The organism is Zobellella endophytica, from assembly GCF_003012775.1.
Classification (GTDB): domain Bacteria; phylum Pseudomonadota; class Gammaproteobacteria; order Enterobacterales; family Aeromonadaceae; genus Oceanimonas; species Oceanimonas endophytica.
The window spans coordinates 38,699-58,827 of the sequence record NZ_PXYG01000011.1; the positions used below are offsets into that span (position 1 = coordinate 38,699).

General features: G+C 65.4%; 19 protein-coding genes. 7 read left to right on the forward strand and 12 right to left on the reverse strand.

The genetic code is table 11. The features are described 5' to 3' along the window. Positions 1-9: 9 nt before the first annotated feature. Complete coding sequence (locus C7H85_RS17995; protein WP_106731094.1) at positions 10-816, reverse strand: AraC family transcriptional regulator; 807 nt, start codon at positions 814-816, stop codon at positions 10-12. 139 nt (positions 817-955) lie between these two features. On the opposite strand from C7H85_RS17995, the gene C7H85_RS18000 reads away from it, so the two are divergent. From C7H85_RS18000 to C7H85_RS18015, 4 genes are all read left to right on the forward strand, one after another. Continuing rightward, positions 956-1,435 (forward strand): carboxymuconolactone decarboxylase family protein, encoded by a 480-nt coding sequence (locus tag C7H85_RS18000; protein WP_106731095.1) that lies wholly within the window; start codon positions 956-958, stop codon positions 1,433-1,435. Between the two features lie 368 nt (positions 1,436-1,803). Continuing rightward, positions 1,804-3,567 carry a sulfoacetaldehyde acetyltransferase gene (gene xsc, locus C7H85_RS18005; protein WP_106731096.1) on the forward strand — a complete coding sequence of 588 codons (1,764 nt, stop codon included), beginning with the start codon at positions 1,804-1,806 and terminating at the stop codon, positions 3,565-3,567. Between the two features lie 287 nt (positions 3,568-3,854). Then, a complete protein-coding gene (locus C7H85_RS18010) occupies positions 3,855-4,796 on the forward strand; it encodes a bifunctional enoyl-CoA hydratase/phosphate acetyltransferase (protein ID WP_106731097.1) in 942 nt (313 codons plus the stop codon). Positions 4,797-4,820: 24 nt separating this feature from the next. Then, the gene (locus C7H85_RS18015) at positions 4,821-5,114 is read left to right on the forward strand and encodes a DUF6506 family protein (protein ID WP_106731098.1); all 294 of its coding nucleotides are present in this window, start codon (positions 4,821-4,823) and stop codon (positions 5,112-5,114) included. 16 nt (positions 5,115-5,130) lie between these two features. Here C7H85_RS18015 and C7H85_RS18020 read toward each other — a convergent pair whose 3' ends face one another. The 8 genes from C7H85_RS18020 to C7H85_RS18055 form a co-directional block, all read right to left on the reverse strand. Next, positions 5,131-6,114 carry a ribonuclease Z gene (locus tag C7H85_RS18020; RefSeq protein WP_106731099.1) on the reverse strand — a complete coding sequence of 328 codons (984 nt, stop codon included), beginning with the start codon at positions 6,112-6,114 and terminating at the stop codon, positions 5,131-5,133. 206 nt (positions 6,115-6,320) lie between these two features. Continuing rightward, the gene (locus C7H85_RS18025) at positions 6,321-6,827 is read right to left on the reverse strand and encodes a universal stress protein (RefSeq protein WP_106731100.1); all 507 of its coding nucleotides are present in this window, start codon (positions 6,825-6,827) and stop codon (positions 6,321-6,323) included. Between the two features lie 54 nt (positions 6,828-6,881). After that, on the reverse strand, positions 6,882-8,222 hold the full coding sequence (locus C7H85_RS18030) for a TRAP transporter large permease (RefSeq protein WP_210433694.1): 1,341 nt from the start codon (positions 8,220-8,222) through the stop codon (positions 6,882-6,884). Positions 8,223-8,236: 14 nt separating this feature from the next. Next, on the reverse strand, positions 8,237-8,791 hold the full coding sequence (locus C7H85_RS18035) for a TRAP transporter small permease (RefSeq protein ID WP_106731101.1): 555 nt from the start codon (positions 8,789-8,791) through the stop codon (positions 8,237-8,239). Positions 8,792-8,855: 64 nt separating this feature from the next. After that, positions 8,856-9,872 carry a TRAP transporter substrate-binding protein gene (locus C7H85_RS18040; protein ID WP_106731102.1) on the reverse strand — a complete coding sequence of 339 codons (1,017 nt, stop codon included), beginning with the start codon at positions 9,870-9,872 and terminating at the stop codon, positions 8,856-8,858. Between the two features lie 314 nt (positions 9,873-10,186). Next, positions 10,187-11,935, reverse strand: a complete 1,749-nt coding sequence (locus C7H85_RS18045; RefSeq protein WP_106731103.1) for a cobaltochelatase CobT-related protein — start codon at positions 11,933-11,935, stop codon at positions 10,187-10,189. 90 nt (positions 11,936-12,025) lie between these two features. Beyond that, positions 12,026-13,006 (reverse strand): AAA family ATPase, encoded by a 981-nt coding sequence (locus C7H85_RS18050; RefSeq protein ID WP_106731104.1) that lies wholly within the window; start codon positions 13,004-13,006, stop codon positions 12,026-12,028. 109 nt (positions 13,007-13,115) lie between these two features. Continuing rightward, a complete protein-coding gene (locus C7H85_RS18055; RefSeq protein WP_106731105.1) occupies positions 13,116-14,912 on the reverse strand; it encodes a SulP family inorganic anion transporter in 1,797 nt (598 codons plus the stop codon). Between the two features lie 267 nt (positions 14,913-15,179). On the opposite strand from C7H85_RS18055, the gene C7H85_RS18060 reads away from it, so the two are divergent. Both C7H85_RS18060 and C7H85_RS18065 read left to right on the forward strand, forming a co-directional pair. Next, positions 15,180-16,511, forward strand: coding sequence for an aldehyde dehydrogenase family protein (locus tag C7H85_RS18060; protein ID WP_106731106.1), 1,332 nt, complete (start codon positions 15,180-15,182; stop codon positions 16,509-16,511). Between the two features lie 201 nt (positions 16,512-16,712). After that, positions 16,713-17,120 (forward strand): DUF3461 family protein, encoded by a 408-nt coding sequence (locus tag C7H85_RS18065; RefSeq protein WP_106731107.1) that lies wholly within the window; start codon positions 16,713-16,715, stop codon positions 17,118-17,120. 173 nt (positions 17,121-17,293) lie between these two features. Here the strand turns inward: C7H85_RS18065 and C7H85_RS18070 are convergent, their stop codons facing one another. Then, the gene (locus tag C7H85_RS18070; protein WP_106731108.1) at positions 17,294-17,542 is read right to left on the reverse strand and encodes a hypothetical protein; all 249 of its coding nucleotides are present in this window, start codon (positions 17,540-17,542) and stop codon (positions 17,294-17,296) included. A 231-nt stretch (positions 17,543-17,773) separates the two neighbouring features. On the opposite strand from C7H85_RS18070, the gene C7H85_RS18075 reads away from it, so the two are divergent. Then, positions 17,774-18,115, forward strand: a complete 342-nt coding sequence (locus C7H85_RS18075; protein ID WP_245879715.1) for a DUF3461 family protein — start codon at positions 17,774-17,776, stop codon at positions 18,113-18,115. Between the two features lie 71 nt (positions 18,116-18,186). On the opposite strand, the gene C7H85_RS18080 is transcribed toward C7H85_RS18075, so the two are convergent. Both C7H85_RS18080 and uraH read right to left on the reverse strand, forming a co-directional pair. Then, entirely contained in the window at positions 18,187-19,530 is a 1,344-nt protein-coding gene (locus tag C7H85_RS18080; RefSeq protein WP_106731110.1) for an NCS2 family permease, read from the reverse strand. A gap of 92 nt (positions 19,531-19,622) precedes the next feature. After that, the gene (uraH, locus tag C7H85_RS18085; RefSeq protein ID WP_106731111.1) at positions 19,623-19,976 is read right to left on the reverse strand and encodes a hydroxyisourate hydrolase; all 354 of its coding nucleotides are present in this window, start codon (positions 19,974-19,976) and stop codon (positions 19,623-19,625) included. Positions 19,977-20,129: the final 153 nt, after the last annotated feature.

A 20,129-nucleotide genomic window follows, 5' to 3' on the forward strand; every position in this document is an offset into this window, starting at 1 on the left:
CGGTGAGCGCTAGCGGTAAAGCGGTTGCGCCCTGGGTCGCAGGCGGTACTGGCCCGGTGTCATGCCGACCACCCGTCGAAAGTCGTGGATAAAGTGGGCCTGATCGTAATAGCCGGACTCATGGGCCAGCTCGGTCAGCCGCCGGCCGTCCCCGGCCTTGAGGCGCTCCCTGACATGAGCGACCCGCAGCAAACGCCCGTATTCCTTGGGCGACAGGCCCAGCCAGAGGGCGAATTGCCGCTCCAGCTGGCGCTGGCTCAGGCCGACGGCTGAGGGTAGCCGGGCGATGGGAAGGCGGCCCCGGTGGAGCAACAGGCACTGGAGGGCGCGACGGAAGCTCCCCGGGGAATCCGGCGAGGACAGCAGCCGGGGAGCCAGTTCCCGTTCCAGCAGGGCCAGGCCTCCACCGGCGTCCGCCTGGTGATAAAGCTGCTCCGCCAGGGCGCCGCCCGGAAAGTGCAGCACCAACCCCTCGGACGATGCCTGTTGTCCGAGCAGGTCGCGCAAAGGGCGGGTGAAGAAGCCATAGGCGCCGCCGGGCCGGAACCTGACGCCCCAGGCATCGATCCGGCCGGACAGGGTCAGCCTCAGGCTGTGCCGCATGGGGCCGCCTATCAGGCAGGAAGCCGGGGTATGCCGCCCATTGAAGATCAGGGGATCGCCCAGGTTGAAAATGATGCCGCTGCCTCCTTCGGGATGCAGCCATTCGGTGATGTTCTGTCCGGCGGGCAGGCTTCCCTGCAGCCGCCAGTAGCACTGGATGAAGGGGCTCAGCCCGGCGCTGGGTGGGTAGCGCAGAAAATCGAGTCGGCTCATCGGGGTCGGGTTCGTGGGTCTGGTCCGGGAACCAGCCTAGCAGAGTCGGCCCCCAAGGCGAATGTCGAAAATCTACAATTCCCATCTTTCCGGGCTCCCTACACTGGCGCAGACATCCATCACGAGCAGGAGTATCGCCATGTCTGTACGAATCGACTATCGCCAGGTCGCCCCCGGCGCCGTCCGGGCCATGCTGGGGCTGGAGCAGTACCTGACCGGCCAGAAAGGAGAGCAAGGCTTGCCGCCTTCGTTGCTGGAGCTGGTCAAGATCCGGGTATCGCAGCTGAACGGCTGTGCCTACTGCCTCGATATGCATACCAAGGATGCCCGGGCCGCAGGCGAGAGCGAGCAACGGCTGTATCTGCTCGGCGCCTGGGAGGAGGCGCCCTGTTTCGATCCTCGGGAAAAGGCGGCGTTGGCCTGGGCCGAGGGACTGACCCTGCAGGCTCAGCAAGGGGTCACGGAGGAGCTGTTCCGCCGGGCCCGGCAGCAGTTCAGCGAGCGTCAACTGGCCGATCTGACCCTGGCCATCGTCGCCATCAATGGCTGGAACCGCTTTGCGGTAGCGCTGGGGGCCGAGGTCGGCTCCTACCGGGCAGGAAAACACCTTCCGGCCTGAGGAGGCGGGGTTCGGTACGGGGGCGGGGCGCCGGTGGGTGCCCCGCCGTTTTTTCACGTCCGGGCCACGCTGCCGTTAACACTGGCGTAACAGGGCGAGTGAAACTGGTCCTACTCTCTTTTCCCCCCGCTTTCTAATCTAACCCCCAGTGAATCGCGGCGCAGCCATCAGGCGCCGTTCTGCCAGGCCAGGATACGGGAGGGGAAGCCCGGCATCCGGCGGCGGTATCGGCACCGGTTTTGCGATTCGCCCTGAACCGACAAATAACAACGCGAATGGAAACCTGCTTTAACCGAAATTTGGATCGATAACCCCGGGGTGACGGCCACCGCCGCCACCGACAGGAAACAGCAAAAAGGAAGACAGCTATGCCACGTATGACTCCTAGTGAAGCACTGGTCGAAACTCTGGCGGCCAATGGTGTAACCGATATCTTCGGCATCATGGGCTCCGCCTTCATGGACGCCATGGACATCTTCGCCCCGGCGGGCATCCGCCTGATCCCCACGGTGCACGAGCAGGGCGCCGGCCACATGGCCGACGGCTACGCCCGGGTCAGCGGCCGGCACGGCGTCTGTATCGCTCAGAACGGCCCCGGCATCACCAACTTCGTCACCGCCATCGCCGCCGCCTACTGGGCCCACAGCCCGGTGGTGTGCATCACCCCGGAAACCGGCTCCATGACCCAGGGCTTGGGCGGCTTCCAGGAAGCGCAGCAACTGCCCTTCTTCGAGACCATCACCAAGTACCAGGGCCACGTGGCCAACCCGGCGCGGATGGCCGAGTTCACCGCCCGCTGCTTCGACCGGGCCATGCTGGAAAACGGCCCCACCCAGCTTAACATTCCGCGGGACTTCTTCTACGGCGACATCAACGTGGAGATCCCCCAGCCGATCCGCATCGAGCGCGGCGCCGGCGGCGAGCAGAGCCTGCAGCAGGCGGCCGCCCTGCTGGCCGAAGCCAGGAACCCGGTGATCATCTCCGGCGGCGGCGTGGTGATGTCCGGGGCGGTGGAGGAGTGCAAGGCCCTGGCCGAGTTCCTGGGGGCCCCCGTGGTCAACAGCTACCTGCACAACGACTCCTTCCCGGCCAGCCACCCGCTGTGGTGCGGCCCGCTGGGCTACCAGGGCTCCAAGGCCGGCATGAAGCTTCTCTCCCGCGCCGACGTGGTGCTGGCGCTGGGTACCCGCCTGGGGCCCTTCGGCACCCTGCCCCAGCACGGCCTGGACTACTGGCCGAAGGAAGCCAAGATCATCCAGGTGGACTGCGACGCCAAGATGCTGGGACTGGTGAAGAAAATCTCCGTCGGTATCTGTGGCGACGCCCAGGCCGCCGCCGTCTCCCTCCTGGAGCGGCTGCAGAACCTCAACGTCGCCTGCCTGGAGAACAAGGGCGCCCGCGCCGGCGAGATCGCCGCCGAAAAAGCGGCCTGGGAGCAGGAGCTGGATCAGTGGGTCCACGAAAAGGACGACTATTCCCTGGACATGATCGCCGAGCAGGCGGAAGAGCAGGGCAGCTACCTGCATCCGCGCCAGGTGCTGCGCGAGCTGGAAAAGGCCATGCCCGAGGATGTGATGGTGTCCACCGACATCGGCAACATCAACTCGGTGGCCAACAGCTACCTGCGCTTCGAGAAGCCGCGCTCCTTCTTCGCCGCCATGAGCTTCGGCAACTGCGGTTACGCCCTGCCGACCATCATTGGCGCCAAGACCGCCGCGCCCCATCGCCCGGCCATCTCCTACGCCGGTGACGGCGCCTGGGGCATGTCGATGATGGAAATCATGACCTGTGTACGCGAAAACATTCCGGTGACCTCCATCGTGTTCCACAACCGCCAGTGGGGCGCCGAGAAGAAGAACCAGGTCGACTTCTACAACCGCCGCTTCGTGGCCGGGGATCTGGAAAACCCCAGCTTCGCCGACATCGCCCGCGCCATGGGCGCCGAAGGGGTGACGGTGGACAAGCTGGAAGACGTGGGCCCGGCCCTGAAGGACGCCATCGCGCGCCAGATGGAGGAGGGCAAGACCACCGTCATCGAGATCATGTGCACCCGCGAGCTGGGCGACCCCTTCCGCCGCGACGCCCTCTCCAAGCCGGTGCGCCACCTGGACAAGTACAAGGACTATTGCTGATAAAGGAGGCTGCCCGCCACGGCGGGCAGCTCGGCTTTATCATCAAGCCGTCTGTTTTACTGGCATGAGCCGGCCAAAGGGCCCACTCCTCCGACACGCCGCAAGTACGTCCATGTAGGCTCGCACATGCCATCCCTGGCATGTGACGGTCGGCGGAGCGGTTCCCTTTGTCCGTCTCTTCTGACATGGGTGTCGCCTGTTTATGCCAGTCTGCCGATACCGGAACACAACCCGATGCCATTGTGTCAGTGGCCTCCGGTGGTCTTCTGTCGAACAGGAAGGGAATCATGCTCAATACCGCGCCCAAGGAATGCCCGCCCCGCTTGCTGGCCCAGGCCCGCCAGCACCCCAGGGTCACCACCGTGGTGATCAACCCGGTCAATGCCGTTTCCCTGGCCAGTGCCCGGCTGGCCAGGGAGCAGGGGCTGATCGAGCCGATACTGGTGGGTGATGTCGCCGTCATGCGGCATCAGGCCCAGGCCATGGGCTGGGCGCTGGACGACCTGCGCCTGGTGCAGGCCGCCGACGAAACCGAGGCCGCCCGGCTGGGCGTCGCCCTGGTCAGCCAGGGCGACGCCGACGCCATCATGAAGGGCCATGTGCATACCGATATCCTGCTGCGGGCGGTGCTGAACAAGTCCGCCGGGCTGCGCACCGACAGCCGGCTGAGCCACCTGTTCCACATGACGGTGCCGGGCAGCTGCAAGGCCCTGTGCATCACCGACGCGGTGATCAACGTCCAGCCGACGGTGCTCGACAAGCTGCACATCGCCCGCAACGCCATCGGTCTGATGCACGCCCTGGGCAACCCCGAGCCCAAGGTGGCGGTGCTGTCGGGCACCGAGGAGGTGAGCAAGAGCATGCCTTCCAGCCTGGACGCCGCCGAGCTGGTCAAGCTGGCGGCCATGGGAGCCCTGCCCGGCGCCCTGGTCGAAGGCCCCCTGGCCTTCGACAACGCGGTATCGCCGGAGGCGGCGGCCATCAAGGGCATCCGCGGCCGGGTGCCGGGGCAGGCGGACATCCTGCTGGTGCCCAACCTGGAGTCGGGCAACTTCCTGTTCAAGCAGATGGTGTACTTTATGGGCGCCACCGCCGCCGGCCTGGTGCTGGGCGCCCGGGTGCCGATCATCCTCACCTCCCGCGCCGATCCGCCCGAGGCCCGGCTGGCGTCCTGCGCCCTGGCCGCCCTCCATTGTGCCCACCAGGCCAGCCGCGCCGTGGTGGCCTGAGCCTCGACCCGAAAGGAGCTATTTATGTCACTCAGCCGTTATGGTTTTATCATCAAGGGGCCGGACCTGGAGCTGTTCAAGCACCACGGCCGCATCAAGAGCGACGGCTTCGACATCGCCGTGGCCGGGGTGCGTACCCTGGAGGAGGCGGTCATGGCCGCCCAGGAGATGCTGACCCGGCGCATCGAGCTTATCGAACTGTGCGGTGGCTTCAGTGCCGAGGAAGAGGCGCAGATCCGTGAGGCGATCCAGGATCACGTGCCCCTGGGGCGGGTAAGCTACCGGCCCGAAGACCAGGGGCGGGTCGACTGGCCCTGAGCCCGTCGATGCCGGTTCATGGCTGACGGCCGGTCCGGCGAGGACCGGCCGTTTCCAGCTCCCCCTGCCGGCTCAGCCGGTAGTGATCCAGGTCCCGCGCAAGCTTCAGCCTGCCCCCGTAATGGGCGCGGGCTTCCGCCGCTATCTCGTCGATATGGGGCGAGCCGACACCGTCCTGGTAGCGGGGGCTGAAGTGGGTGAGGATCAGGTTGGGCAGGCCGGCCTGTTCGGCGAAGCGGGCCACCCGCTCGGCGTCGCTGTGTCGGGGCGCCGGCCCCAGGCGCTCGGCCACCTCCCGGGTGTAGGTGGCCTCGTGCACCAGCAGGCAGGCGCCGCGGGCGGCCTCCGCCAGCAGGGCGGGGGTGTCGTTGTCGCCGGCGATGATCACCTTGCGCGGCGCCCGTTCGGGCAGCCGGTAGTCCCGCCCCCTGAGGCGCCGTCCCTCGAACTGCAGCTCCTTCCCCCGGTGCAGCCGGCCCCACAGCGGACCGGCGGGAATGCCCTCGGCGGTCAGCCGGGCCACATCCAGCCGGGCCTCCACCCGGGTTTCGGTGAACACATAGGCATAACTCGGCACCCGGTGGGACAGGGCCACCGGTTCCACCGTGAAATCCCGCACCGCCAGGGGGGCCTGCAGCGATTCGACCGGCACGAAATCGATGGGGAAGTCGAGCCGGAGATCGCTCAGCCGGGCCACGCACTCGATAAAACCGGCGATGGGCGCGGGGGCGATGATACGCAGCGGCGCCGTGCGCCCGGCCAGGGCGGCGCTGGCCAGCAGCCCGGGCAGGCCGTAGCAGTGGTCGCCGTGCACATGGGTGATTAGCAGGGTGTCGAGCTGCATCGGCGACAGCCGGGTATGCAGCAATTGGTGCTGGGTGCCTTCGCCGCAGTCGATCAGGCACCAGGCGCGGGTGCCGGCCCTGCGCAGGGCCAGGCCGGAGACGTTACGGCTCTTGGTGGGGGTACCGGAAGAGGTGCCGAGGAAGATCAGTTCCATGCGCTGTGCCGACGAAAAGGGATACCCTTGATGGTAACCGCAAGCGCCGGCGCGGGGAATCCGGAGTCACTTCTTGGACGCTGTTTGCGATCTTTACAACGCTGTCTGTCACTCATCCAGCGAAGAGGCAATCCCTGTTGCCTCTTCGCTCGGGCATGGCAGACAAGCTCTGCGAATATCCTAAACAGGCTCCTGGCAGAATGGCATCATTCAGCCGGCGCTTTTTTCTCCGGCCGGGGCACGATCAGGGTGGGGATGCGCGACTCGCGCAGCACGTTCTTGGCCACGCTGCCGAGCAGGGTGTGCAGCCAGCCCTTTTCGTGGGCGCCCATCACGATCAGATCGCAACCCAGTTCCCGGGAGCGGCGGAGTATGGTCTGCACCGGGTAGCCTTCCACCACCTCGCAGCCGACGATCCTGGTGCGCAGCGCCTTCTCGGCGGGGGCGATGACGTCCCAGAAGTAGTCCTGCCGCTGCTGCAACTGCTCCCTGGCGTGGTTGAGCCGCTGGTGCAGGAACTCCTCCCGGCTGCGCTGGTTGAGGATGTAGGACTGCAGGGTCAGCTTCTCGTCGCCGGACAGTTGCTCCACCACGTTCAGGATATGGATGTCGGCGCCGGTGGTCTTGGCGAGCGACACCGCATACTGAAAGGCGAAGGAGGCGTTCTTGGAAAGGTCGGTGCAATAGAGGATGCGTTTGAGCTCTGGCAACATGTTTTTACCCTCGCTAAGGGCATGGCCGGGCCGCCGGCCATGCGTGAATGGCCGCTATCCGAACAGGCCGGGGAGAAACAGCGCTATCTGCGGTACATAGGCTATCAGGAACACCGACACCACCGAGGCGACGGCGAAGGGCAGGGCCCGCAGCGAAATCTCCTCGATGGAGGTGCCCGACACCCCGGAGGCGATGAACAGGTTTTCGCCGAGCGGCGGGGTCTGGAAGCCGATGGACAGGCAGCACACCACCACTATGCCGAAGTGGATGGGGTCTATCCCCAGGTTGTAGGCCACCGGCAGCAGCACCGGCGTCAGTATCATGATGGCGGCCAGGGTCTCCATGAACATGCCGACGAACAGCAGGAAGAAGATGATCAGCGCCCAGATGATGTAGAGATTGGTGGTCATGTCCAGCATGGCGGCGGCGACCACGGCCGGGATCTGGTTTTCCACCAGCAGGCGGCCGAACACGGTGGCGGTAAACAGGATCAGCAGCACCCGTCCGGTCAGCCAGGTGGTGGTTTCCAGCGAGTGCATCACGTCCTTGAACTTCAGCTCCTTGTGCACGAAAAAGCCGATCACCAGGGTATAGAAGATGGCGACGATGGCGGACTCGGTGGGGGTGAACAGGCCGCTGTAGATGCCGCCCAGGATGACGATGGGCGCCAGCACCGACCAGATGCCCTTGCGCAGGGCGGTGTAGGTGACGGCCATGGACCAGCCCTCGGTGGTGCCCTTGTAGCCGTGCTTCTTGCTGAGGAAATAGTTCATGATCAGCAGGCCGCAGGACAGCACCAGCCCGGGCAGGAAACCGGCGATGAACAGCTTGGGAATCGACACCGACTGGAACTGGCCGTACTGGGCCACGGCCTCGGGCGGCGGCATCAGCCCCATGGCGGAGATGCCGAAGATCACCATCGGAATGGAAGGCGGTATCACCACCCCCAGGCCGCCGGAGGAGGCGGTGATGGCCGAGGCGTAGCCCTTGCTGTAGCCCCGCTGCACCATGGCCGGGATCATCAGCATGCCCACGGCGGCGGTGGTGGCCGGGCCCGAGCCGGAGATGGCGCCGAAGAACATGCAGGCCATGACGGTGGCCGCCGACATGCCGCCGGTGAAGGGGCCGGCGAAGCTTTCCGCCAGGTCCACCAGCCGCTTGGAAATGCCGGCGGCCTCCATCAGGGCGCCGGCCAGGATAAAGGCGGGCAGCGCCATCAGCGGGAAGGAGCCGACCGAGGTAAAGGCGATCTGCACGAACTTGATCGGGTTTTCGCCCAGATACAGGAAGGAAGCCAGCGCCGAGACGCCGAGCGACACGCTGATGGGGGCGCCCATTAACAACAGTAACAGGAAGCTCCCGAACAGGATGGTGACTACGGATGATTCGATCATGGGATGCTCCGGGATTAATTCGGTTTGGTGGCGGTGTCTGATGATTCGAGCAGCTTTTCCACTTCTCGCGACTCCGGATCCCGGATATCGATCCCTTTGATCAGCTTGTAATAATTCACCTGGAGAATGCGTATTGTCATCAGGGCGAAGGCAATGGGTAAAATCATGTAAACATATTTCATCGGAAAGCCCAGGGTCTGGGATTTCCAGAACAGGTTCATCTTGTTGAAGACGAAATCGTAGCTGAGGTAAACGAAGTAGCTGTTGAAGCCGACCCAGACGAGGTCGGCCAGGGCCTCGGAAATGACCGCGAAACGGGGCGGAAACAGCTTGAACTGAAAGGTCACCCTGTTGTGGGCCGCCAGTTTGGTGGCGTAGCTGGCGCCGAAATAAACGAACCAGACGAACATGTAGGTGGATAACTCCTCGCTCCAGGCGATGGAGTAATTGAATACCTGCCGCGAAATGATCTGAATGAACAGAATGACCACGAAGCTGGCCAGTAATGTTCTGCAAATAACACTTTCTATATTGTCGATAATGCTGAAAATCAGCTTGCCGATGGTCATGACTTTCCTCCCTGATCCCAATGCACCCGGCGCTCGCCGGGTGCACGCTGCTGAGCCGTCGCGGTTATATCTCGTCACGTCCCAGGGATTGCAGGATCTTGTTCAGGTTTTCCTTGCCGCCGAGCTGGTCGTAGTACTTGGGCCAGACCTGGCTGATGGCCTTGTCCATCCATTCCTGTTCGCCGTTGGCGGCGTCGGTGATCTGCATGCCGCGGCTGGTCAGCTCGGCCCTGATCTTGTCTTCCTGCTCCACCAGCCACTGGGCGCCGTGTTCGGTGGCCGCCTGGCCCGCGTCCAGGATGGCCTGCTGGACTTCCGGCGTCTGGGACTGGAATACCGACTCGGACACGATCAGCGGCTCGATGGAGAACAGATAGCGGATGTTGGTGACGTATTTCTGCACCTCGTCGAACTTCATGGCGTAGACGGTGATGTAGGGGTTGTCCTGGCCGTCGACCACGCCCAGCTGCAGTCCGGTGAAGGTTTCGGACCAGGCCATGGGGGTGGGGTTGATGCCCCAGGCGCGATAGGTGTCGATCATGATCTCGTTGTTGGGCACCCGGATCTTCAGGCCCTTGAGATCGTCCAGGCTCTGCACCGGCTGCTTGGAGTTGGTCAGCACCCGGAAGCCGGAATAGGCCCAGCCGACGATGCGTACCCCGGCGTCGCGTACCGTGTTGTCCACCAGTTGTTGGCCCACCTCACCCTGGGTCAGGGCGATGGCGTCGTCCAGGCTCTGCACCATGTAGGGCAGGGTCAGCACGCCGACGGAAGGGGAGAAGGGGGTGACGTTGTTGATGGCCAGGATGGAGAAGTCGAGCAACCCCATGGAGGCGTCGTTGACCGTGGCCTGTTCGTCGCCGAGCTGGCCGTTGAGGAACAGCTGGGTGTCGTGCTGGCCGCCGGTCTTTTCCTTGAACACCTCGGAAAACTTCAGCGCCAGCTGGTGCTGGGTGCCGCCGGCGCCGTCGCCCACCGCCACCCTGAAGGTTTTGGCCTGGGCCAGGCCGCTGGTGACGGCCGCCGCCCCCAGGCAGAGGGCGAAAGAGAGGGACTTGATAAAACGTTGCTTGCGTATCATGGCTTCTTGCTCCAGTTGCTGATGTTCCGCTCGCGGCGGAACCGTGACCTTCCGTGACATCGGGCCCCAGGGTGTCTCTGCCACGCCTGCTGCCCACTACTGGCTCAATGCATGCCGTCTCGACCCGGGTGGGTGCAACCAAGACGGCATCCGGTGTTCCTCGGCCCCGGGACGGCGGGCCTGGGGTTAATAGTTAAATGCGGCCGACCAAAAGGTTAGGACCACTTATCCTGTTGAGCTGGGTCCAGCGTAAAAAAACCTTAAAATCATACAGTTAATAAAATAATTTTGTAATTTAAATGTTAATTAAATGATCATTTTCCGGCCATGGCCGCGGCCATCAACGCCAGTATTTCATCGAACACCCGGTTGTCCGGCGCCCGCGCCAGATCCAGCAGCCGGCTGTGGCGGTAGTAGTCGCTCAGATCCAGCCCCACCCCCAGGGCGCAGAGCCGGATGAGGCCCTCTTGCTCCAGCCGTCCGGTCACCTGGCGCAGGTGCAGGTCGAGGATATCCTGCCCGTTGGCCTGGCGGGTGGCGGTGTCCATCGGGCAGCCGTCGGAGATCACCAGCAACAGCCGGTCCCGCGCCGGCAGCGCCAGCAGCCGCTGCTCGGCCCACTGCAGGGCCTCGCCGTCCAGCCCCTCGCGGAACAGATCCCCCTTGAGCAGGGCGGCGATGTCTTTCCTGGCCCGGCGCCAGGGCCGTTCGGCTTCCTTGTAGACCAGGTGGCAGCGCTCGTTGAGCCGGCCCGGGTTGGCCGGCCGGCCGCTGCGCTGCCATTGGCGCAGCGGCTGGCCGCCGTTCCAGTGGCCGGTGGTGAAGCCCAGTATCTCCACCCGGGCACCGACCCGTTCCAGGGCCCGGGCCAGGGTATCCACCAGCATGACGATGCTCTCCATGTGCGGACGCATGGAGCCGGAGTTGTCGATCAGGAAGCTGACCACCGCCTCGGTGTGCGGTGCCGGTTGTTCCTGCTTGAACACCCGCCGGTCGGCGGCCGAGGTGACCAGGGCCGGCAGCCGGCGGCCGTCGAGCCGGCCGTCCTCCTCGCCGAAGCGCCAGCCGTCGAGCCGGGGCCTGGCCAGCAGCCGGTGCAGCTTCTTGGTGAGCAGGTTGAGGTTGAGCCCCTGTGCGCGGATGCGCCGGTCGAGGGTGTCGCGCAGGCTGACCAGCAGCTCGGGTCGCACCCGCCGTCGGGCCGGCCATTCCTGGTCGAAACGGTCGTCGTAGACGCGGTAATTCGCGGCCGGCCGGTCCGGACGGGAGCCGGACGGCCCGGCGGCCGTGGCCGGGCCCTCGTCGCCGTCGCCCTCCGGCTCCAGCAGCAGGCCGAAGGCCCTTTTGGTGTCTTCACTCAGGGCCTCGGCCTTGCCCTCCGCCGCCAGCCGCTGGCCGAGCCCGTCCACCAGCTCGTGCAGGCAGAAGGCGATGTGCCGCGCCGGCTCGGCGAAGGCGGCCTGGTCGTGGCGGTGGCGGCGCAGCAGGCCGAAGGCGGGGCCGATGTCCCGCAGCAGAAACATGCGGGTGGATTCAATCAGCATCTCGGTCGTTTCTTCCAGCGGGCCGCCGCCGAGCTGGACCCAGCTCATCTGGGCCAGGGTGAACAGCAGCAGGCCGACGTGGGTCTCGGTCTGGCCCGAGGCCAGGAACTGGTTGCTCCAGGCGCTGAAGCGATGGTGCAGGTTGCGGCGGCTGCCCGGATGGTGCGCTTCGACCAGAGATTCGACCCTGAGCTGCTCCAGCAGCTCGAACACCAGCCGGGCGACGGGGGGGGCCGGCCGCCGCCGCCGGTGCAGCCCGGGATCGTTGTGGCGCAGGCGCAGGGCGATGGCGTCGGCGACACCGCGGAAGGAGCCCAGGTCGTCCAGGCCCGGTTCCGGATGCAGGTGGGGCGCGCGCAGGGGATAGGGGCGGCCCCGCCATTCCAGCCGGTGGCCGCGGTAGCGCAGCTCCGCCTGGGCCGACTGGGCGCGGATCAGGGCGGCGCAGAGTTCTTCCAGCCGTTGCTGGCGGCGGGCGGCGGCGGCCGGATCCTGGGGTGAATTGGAGGTGGTGGTCATGGTTTCCATCCCGTTGATGATGCGGCTGGGCTCGGGGCTGGGCGGCCCAGGTGCCTCATCGCTGAATTACTACAGTCTTCAAACAGGCGCTTATATCATCGCCAGCTGCAGGGACCGGGATTCGTCCAGTTCCTGATCGAAACAGCGCTGGTAGTATTCCGCCACCAGCCCGCGCTCCGCCTCATCGCACTTGTTGAGGAACGAGAGCCGGAAGGCCCGCGCCGGATCGCCGAAGATCTCGGTGTTTTCGGCCCAGGCGATCAGGGTGCGCGGCGACATCAGGGTGGACAGGTCGCCGGCGGCGAAGCCGGCCCGGGTCAGCTCGGCCACCGCCACCATGGTGCTGATCAACTGGTAACCGCGCGGGTCCGCGTAACGGGGCACCTTGCCCTGCACGATGCGGATTTCGTCTTCCCGCGGCAGGTAGTCGAGTTTGGCCACGATGTTCCAGCGGTCCATCTGCGCCTGGTTGACCTGCTGGGTGCCGTGGTAGAGGCCGTTGACGTTGCCGAGGCCGACGGTGTTGGCGGTGGCGAACAGCCGGAAGTCGGGATGAGGGGTGATTACCTGGTTCTGGTCGAGCAGGGTGAACTTGCCGTCCTGCTCCAGGATGCGCTGGATCACGAACATCACGTCCGGGCGGCCGGCGTCGAACTCGTCGAAGATCAGCGCCACCGGCCGGCGCAGGGCCCAGGGCACTATGCCTTCCTGGAAGCGGGTGATCTGCTTGCCTTCCTCCAGCACTATGGTGTCCTTGCCCACCAGGTCCAGCCGGCTGATATGGCCGTCCAGGTTGACCCGCACGCAGGGCCAGTTGAGCCGGGCGGCCACCTGCTCGATATGGGTCGACTTGCCGGTGCCGTGCAGCCCCTGCAGCAGCACCCGCCGGTTGCGGGTAAAGCCGGCGAGGATGGCCAGGGTGACGTCCGGGTTGAAGCAGTAGGTCGGGTCGGCCTCGGGCACGTGTTCATCCCGCTGGGCAAACACCGGCACCTTGAAATCCGCATCGATATCGAACAGCTCGCGCACCGACACCAGCCGGCCGGGGTGCTCGTGAATCAAATCTGTCATGGCCCTGCTCCCTGTCTGTAGACATCAAAGATAACGCTGACGCCAGTGTAACGGCCGGCACGGGGCCGGACAGGGGCCAGTTGGCCCGGAGGGATATGGCCAGTGGCGGCTAGGCCGGCTGGCGCAGTATCTCCCGCTCTTGCTCGGACCGGGCACCGGGCGGGGCGAGGTGGCATTCCCGGAAGATCTTGGCGGTGCAGGTCTTGCAGATGGCCGGATCCAGCCGCTGGTAGATGCGGTGTATGGCCTGGCCCTTGTTGACGAAGAGGTGATCGTCGCCCAGCTCTGCCACCAGGTTGTTGCGTTTGAGAAAACGGACCACCCCGTCCTTGAGGTTGCACAGGTAGAGATCGCCGCCTTCGTCCCGCCGCCGCCGGGATTCCTGCACCAGCATTTCGGCGCCGACGATATCCACGAAGTTCATGCCGTTGCCCACGATCAGCAGCCGGGGCTCGCGGATGTTCTGCAGGTATTCCTGCACGTGGTTGACCGCCCCGAAAAACAGCGAGCCCTCGATGCGGATGATGCGCAGCTGGGGGCAATAGGGTAGCCGCTTGTGTTCGGCATTGACGAAGAACGGATGCCTGGCGTCCGGATCCGGCAAGATGGTGACGATGCGCGGGGTGGAGGTGCGCTTGAGGTAGAACACCAGCGACAGTATCACCCCCGCATAAATGGCGAACTCCAGCGCCACCAGCAGGGTGGCGGCGAAGGTCACGCTCAGCACCGTGGCCTCGGACCTGGCCGCCCGCACGATCAGCCGGATATGGTGAAAGTCGATCAGGTTCCAGGCCACCACCAGCAGCAGGCCGGCCATGGCGGGCATGGGCAGCCAGGCGGTGAGGTCGGAAAACAGCAGCAGTATCACCAGCAGGAAGCCGGAGGCGAAGATCGCCGCCAGCGGAGTGCGGGCGCCGGAGGTATAGTTGACCCCGGTGCGGGTAAAGGAGCCGGAGGAGGCATAGCTGGAGAAGAAGGCCCCGACCACGTTCGACAGCCCCTGGCCGATGAACTCCTGGTTGCCGTCCAGCCGCTGGTGGGAGCGGCTGGCCACGGCGCGGGCGATGGAGGCGGCTTCCACCAGCCCGAGCAGGCCGATGGCCAGGGCGCCGGAGGCCAGGGCGCTGATGTTGCCGAGGCTGAGGTCCGGCAGGCTGAAGGGCGGCAGGCTGGCGGGAATGGCCCCCACCAGGGCGATGTGCTGCCGCCCGGGGTCGAGCAGCAGGGCCAGGCCGCTGGCCAGGAACAGGGCGATCAGCATGTTGGGCCAGCGCGGGCGGAACCGCTTGAGCAGCACGCAGGCGAGCAGGGTCAGCAGGCCCACCGCCAGGCTGTAGGGATCAATCTCGGGTAGGTGGTGCAGCACCTGCCACCAGGTGTCGGTAAAGGAACCGTCCGTGTCCAGGTTCAGCCCCAGCAGGTTCTGCAGCTGGCTGGAGGCGATCACCACGGCGGCGCCGGCGGTGAAACCGATCACCACCGAATGGGACACGAAATTGACCAGCACCCCCAGCCGGGCCGAGGCCAGGATCAGCTGGAAGATTCCCTTCATCAGGGTCAGGGTCAGCGCCAGGGTGATGAACTGTGCCGTGCCCGGCTCGGCCAGGGGGCTGACCGAGGTGAACACCACTATCGACATGGCGGCGGTGGGGCCGGAGATCAGGTGCCAGGAAGAGCCGAACAGCGCGGCGACGATGGCCGGCACGATGGCCGCGTACAGGCCGTACTCCGGCGGCAGGCCGGCGATCAGCGCATAGGCCACGCCCTGGGGCAGTACTATGATGGCGTTGGTCAGGCCGGCCTGGGCGTCCGCCTTCAGGCTGGTGCGGTTGACCATGGGCGCCCATTGCAGAAAAGGCAGCAGGCGGGTCCATGAGCCCGGCTGTCCCGTTCCCTTGATTGCCATGTTCGGCCTCCGTGTTGTTGGGGGTATCGGTCACGACCCGGAACCGGCCCGGGATCGGTGTCGATTAAACCACGTCTTGCGCGCCGCCTTAAGCCCGGATACGGTCGCGGCCGGCGTCTCCTGCCTTTCATTATGGCTGGCCCCATCCCGGGCCGGTAACTGGCATTTGTTGGTCGCCTTGGTGCCCGGTAACGTCGGAGGAAGGCTCCGCCTTCGGATCCCGGACGCGAGGCCGCTCCCCGCACTCAAGGACAAGAGGATCGCATCATGACATTTGTTTCCTGCCATCCGGCCAGCGGCCGGCAGACCGGGGTGTTCGAGGCCCTGTCCGCGAGCCAGCTGGAAGGCCGCCTGCAACAGAGTGCCGAGGCGGCCGAAGGCTGGCGGCAGCGCACCTTCGCCGAGCGCGCCGCCCTGCTCAACCAGCTGGCTTCCCAGCTGTCGGCCAACCGGGAGCGGCTGGCCCTGATCGTGACCCGGGAGCTGGGCCAGCGGCTGAGCGAGTCGCTGGCGGAGGTGGACCGCTGCGCCCACGAGTGCGCCTATTTCGCCGCCCACGGCCAGGCCATGTTGCCGCTGGCCCGCAGCCTGACCACCTTCGAGCCGATGGGCTCGGTGCTGCAGCTCGGCACCGGGCGTTTCCCCCTGTGGCAGGCGTTTCGCCTGCTGGCGCCGACCCTGATGGCCGGCAACGCCGTGCTGCTGAAGCCGGCCGAAAACCTGCCGCACTGTGCCCGGGAAATCGACGCCCTGGTGCGGGCGACGGGGGCGCCGGCGGGGCTGGTGTCCTGCCTGCTCATCGACCAACCCCGGGTGGCCGGGGTGATCCGGGATCCCCGGGTGGCGGCCCTGGCCTACGGCGGCAACCGGGAGGACGGGGCGCGGCTGGCGGTACTGGCCGGCCGGCAGCTGAAACCGGTGGTGATGGAGCTGGATGGGGCTGATTTGCAGATCGTGCTGGATGACGCGGATCCGGAGGCGGCGGTGGCGGCGGTGCTGGACTCCGGCTTGCGCAATGCCGGCCAGTTGGGCCGGGGCGCGCGCGGGGTGGTGGTGACCCCGGCCATCGCCGATGACGTGGTGGCGATGCTGGCCCAGCGGCTGGCCGGGATGGCGTGCGGGGATCCGGAAGATCCGCAAACCGGGCTGGGCCCGCTGGCGAGCGCCTCGTCGCGCGCTCGGCTGCACCGGCAGGTGCAGGCGGCGCGCCGGCAGGGAGCCCGGGCGGTGCTGGGGTGCGAGTTGCCCGCCGGCCCCGGCTGGTACTATCCGGCCTCCCTGCTCGACGGGGTGGCGCCGGAGATGCCGGTGTTCCGCCGGCCGGCGGGCGGTCCGCTGCTCTCTGTGCTGCGGGTCGCCGGCGCCGACGACATTCCCGCCCTGTGCCGGGGCCTGGGACCGGGCGGCAGCGCCGGCATCTGGAGCCGGGATCTGGCCCGGGGCGAGCAGCTGGGCCGGCAGCTGGCGATGGACAGCTGCTTCGTCAATGCGGTACCGGGGCGGGATGCGGGCTACCCCTTCGCAGTGGGACCGAGCCCCGCGGGGCATTTCAATATCAAGGCGTTCTGCACCATGAAATCGCTGGTACTGGCGGTATAGCGGGCTGGCCCCAGCGGCGGATGGCATCTGGCCCTGTCCGCGGCGGGCGGGCCCGGTTAGACTCCGCGCCATCCATTGCCCTGCCTGGAATGGCCCCGCCCCGCGGTCAGCCGTCACGGATCCGACGCCCCGGTCAATGTCCGCCGCCCTGCGTGGTGGAAACCTGAGTGACAGCAGTATCAATTTTTCGGGCGAATACAGATGACATCAGCATACCCAACCCTGGAACAGATGGGGATCCACTCCTTCGACAGCATCAGCCAATACCGCTTGCGCCGCGAGGCCAGGGCCGACGTGCTCAAGGTGTATTACCACCGGCCAGCCGGCTCCCTGCTGTCGCGCAGCAAGAAATTCACCTTCGCCCGGCCCAAGGCCGCGGTGCCGGTCGAGTTCCAGAAAACCGCCCAATGGCACCAGCTGGACGACACCAGCCCGGTGCTGCGCCAGGCGCTGGTGGAGCTGCAGCAACTGCTGAACACCGCCGGGCCGGACGGGGACGACGCCACCCGGGACAGCAAGCAGCAGTTGTTGCAGGATCTGGAGCACATGGAGCGGGTGATGAAGGCCAAGCTGGAAGAGCTGCGCCGGCAGATAGCGGCGTTGAAATAACAGGGGGGCGGTTATCACCGCCCCTGTCTGCCGGTGACCGAATGGGGCGCGGGCGGCTCGCCCGCATCGGTGTCGCGCCCAGGGTTGAGGCGTTGCTTGCCAGGCCTGTGGTTCCCGCTACGCGGGAAAGCAGGCGGGCCGCCTGCGCTCCACCCGCGTGCTTCTTGGCCTGGTCAGGATCTGGCCGCCTGCTGCCGGAGCAGCGACTCCGCCATCTTCTTGCCGAACAGCTCCATCACCGCCTGCTCGTCTCCTCCCGCCTCGCGCAGGGCACCGACCATGGCTTCCAGGGTGGGCAGGGTCTTTTCCAGCAGTTGCTGCAGATAGTGCTCGGGGCTGACCCGGGTATAGGCTTGATATTCGGCAAAGAGCGCGCTGGTGGCTTCATCCAGCCTGATGGTCACTTCCTGTTGTTTCGACATAACCGCGTTCCTCTAGGAATGGAGTAGTGATAGCTCACCAATCTAGGATCCCCGGTCGTCGCTGGTTAGCGCCAGCAGCGGGGCGGGGATGGGGCCAGCTGGACTCAGTCGGCATGCCCGACTGGCTCTAATGTTTCCGCGGCCGGGGGGCTAACCTCCATGTTAACGATATGTAAACATCACTTTGCCGCCGGAGCGGCCCCGCCGTCCGGCCATCAAGAGGAAACCGTTATGCCAGTGTTTGCCACCCTGACCGCCATGGGCATCGAGGACGTCGACCAGATCAGCCGTTTCCGGGTGACGGAGCGGGGCGATCACGATGAGCTCAAGGTCTGCTTCGAGCGGCCCGCCGGTTCCTGCCTGCCGGCCAGCCTCAAGTTCCGCTTTCCCCGCAGCCAAAACCCCGAGGTGCGCATCGCCCTGCAGCAGGCGGTGGACGAGCTCGGGCAGCTTCTGGATCGGCGCAACACCGATCCCCGGGCGGCCATACTGCACAACCTGGAGCAGTTCGAGCGGGTGATGGAAGCCAAGATGGCGGAGCTCAGGGGGCGGCTGGCGCAACTGCCGGCCTGAGCCGGCCTCAACGACCATAAAAAAACCACCGGGGCAAACCGGTGGTTTTTTGTTGTGCGAGAGACAAAGCGTTACATGAACACGAACTTGGCGATAAAGATGGCGCTCAGGATGTAGACGCTGATGGACACGTCGCGCGGGTGGCCGGTGGCCATCTTCAGCACCGTGTAGGTGACGAAGCCCATGGCAATGCCGTTGGCGATGGAGAAGGTCAGCGGCATCATCAGCGCGGTCACCGCGGCCGGGGCCATTTCGGTGAAGTCGTCCCACTCGATCTTGGCCAGGCTGCTCATCATGGCGAAGGCCACGAAGATCAGGGCTCCGGCGGTGGCGTAGGGCGGTATCATGCCGGCCAGGGGGGCCAGGAACATGGACAGCAGGAACAGCGCTGCGATGGTCACGGCGGTCAGGCCGGTGCGGCCCCCGGCGGCGACGCCGGCGGCGCTTTCCACATAGCTGGTCACCGGCGGGCAGCCGACGAAGGTGCCGATGACGGAAGAGGCGCTGTCGGCCTTCAGGGATTTCTTCAGGCCTTCGATGCTGCCGTCGGGGCGGCGCAGGTTGGCGCGCTCGGCCACGCCCATCAGGGTGCCGGCGGTATCGAACATGTTGACGAACAGGAAGGCCAGGATCACGGTGATCATGCCGATGTCCAGGGCGCCCATGATGTCCAGCTTCATGAAGGTCGGCTCTATGCTGGGCGGCATGGCGAAGATGCCGTTGTATTCGACGATGCCCATGAGCAGGCCGATCAGGGTCACGCTCATCACCCCGATCAGCACGGCGCCGAACACCTTGCGATGCACCAGGATGGAGATGATCAGGAAGCAGACGGCGGCCAGCAGGGCGCTGGGCTTGGTGAAGTCGCCCAGGGTCACCAGGGTGGCCGGGCTTTCCACTACTATGCCGGCGGTTTTCAGGCCGATCAGGCCGAGGAACAGGCCCACGCCGGCGGTCATGGCGTAGCGCAGGGATTCGGGAATGGAGTCGAGCACCCATTCGCGGATTTTCCAGAAACTCATGGCGGTGAAGATCACGCCGGACCAGAACACGGCGCCCAGCGCCACTTCCCAGCTGTAGCCCATTTCACCGACCACGGTGAAGGCGAAGAAGGCGTTCAGGCCCATGCCGGGCGCCAGGCCGACCGGCCAGTTGGCGTACAGTCCCATGAACAGGGTGGCGATGGCGGCACCGATGCAGGTGGCCACGAACACGGCCCCCGCATCCATACCCGAGGCGGACATGATGTTGGGGTTAACAAAAATAATGTATGCCATGGTGATGAAGGTGGTCAGCCCCGCCACCAGCTCGGTTTTGACCGAGGTGCCGTGGGCACTCAGCTTAAACCACTTTTCCAGTAGTCCCCCGGGAGCCGGGAGGGTTTTAGGTGTTGGCTCATTCTTGATGTTTTCCATGACCTGAAGTCCTCGAGTAGATTGAGTTGCAGACTGTCAATGCCGCACGATTTTCCTTCGTCGCGGCATTGGCAGGAGCCGTCTGCGACCCGTCAGCTACCTCTGTAGGTAGAGTAGCTGTAGGGTGCGATCAGCAGGGGTACGTGGTAATGCTCTTCGCCGGCGGCGATCCCGAAACGGATGACCACGTCGTCCAGGAAGGCCGGTTCGAGCAGCTCAATACCTTGTTTCTTAAAGTAACTGGAGGTGTGGAACACCAGCTGGTATTTACCGGCCACGTAGTCCTCACCCGCCAGGATGGGCGCATCGGTCCGGCCGTCGTGGTTGGTGTAGACGGTATTGATCAGCGTGGTCTGTTCGCCCTCAACCCGGTACAGTTCAACTTTGATCTCGGAGCCTGGCAGGCCCTTGGCAGTATCCAATACGTGTGTAGTTAATTTTCCCATTTCTAGTTACCTTGCGCGTAAGTACGCGTCTCCGTTAGTTCAAGGTACTGTCTTCGCGATGCGTCGACAGAATTAATTTTATATCAAGATAAATTGGTGCGTCTACATTTAATTAACAAAAATGTGTACAATGAGCGCAGTTTCCTGTGTCAT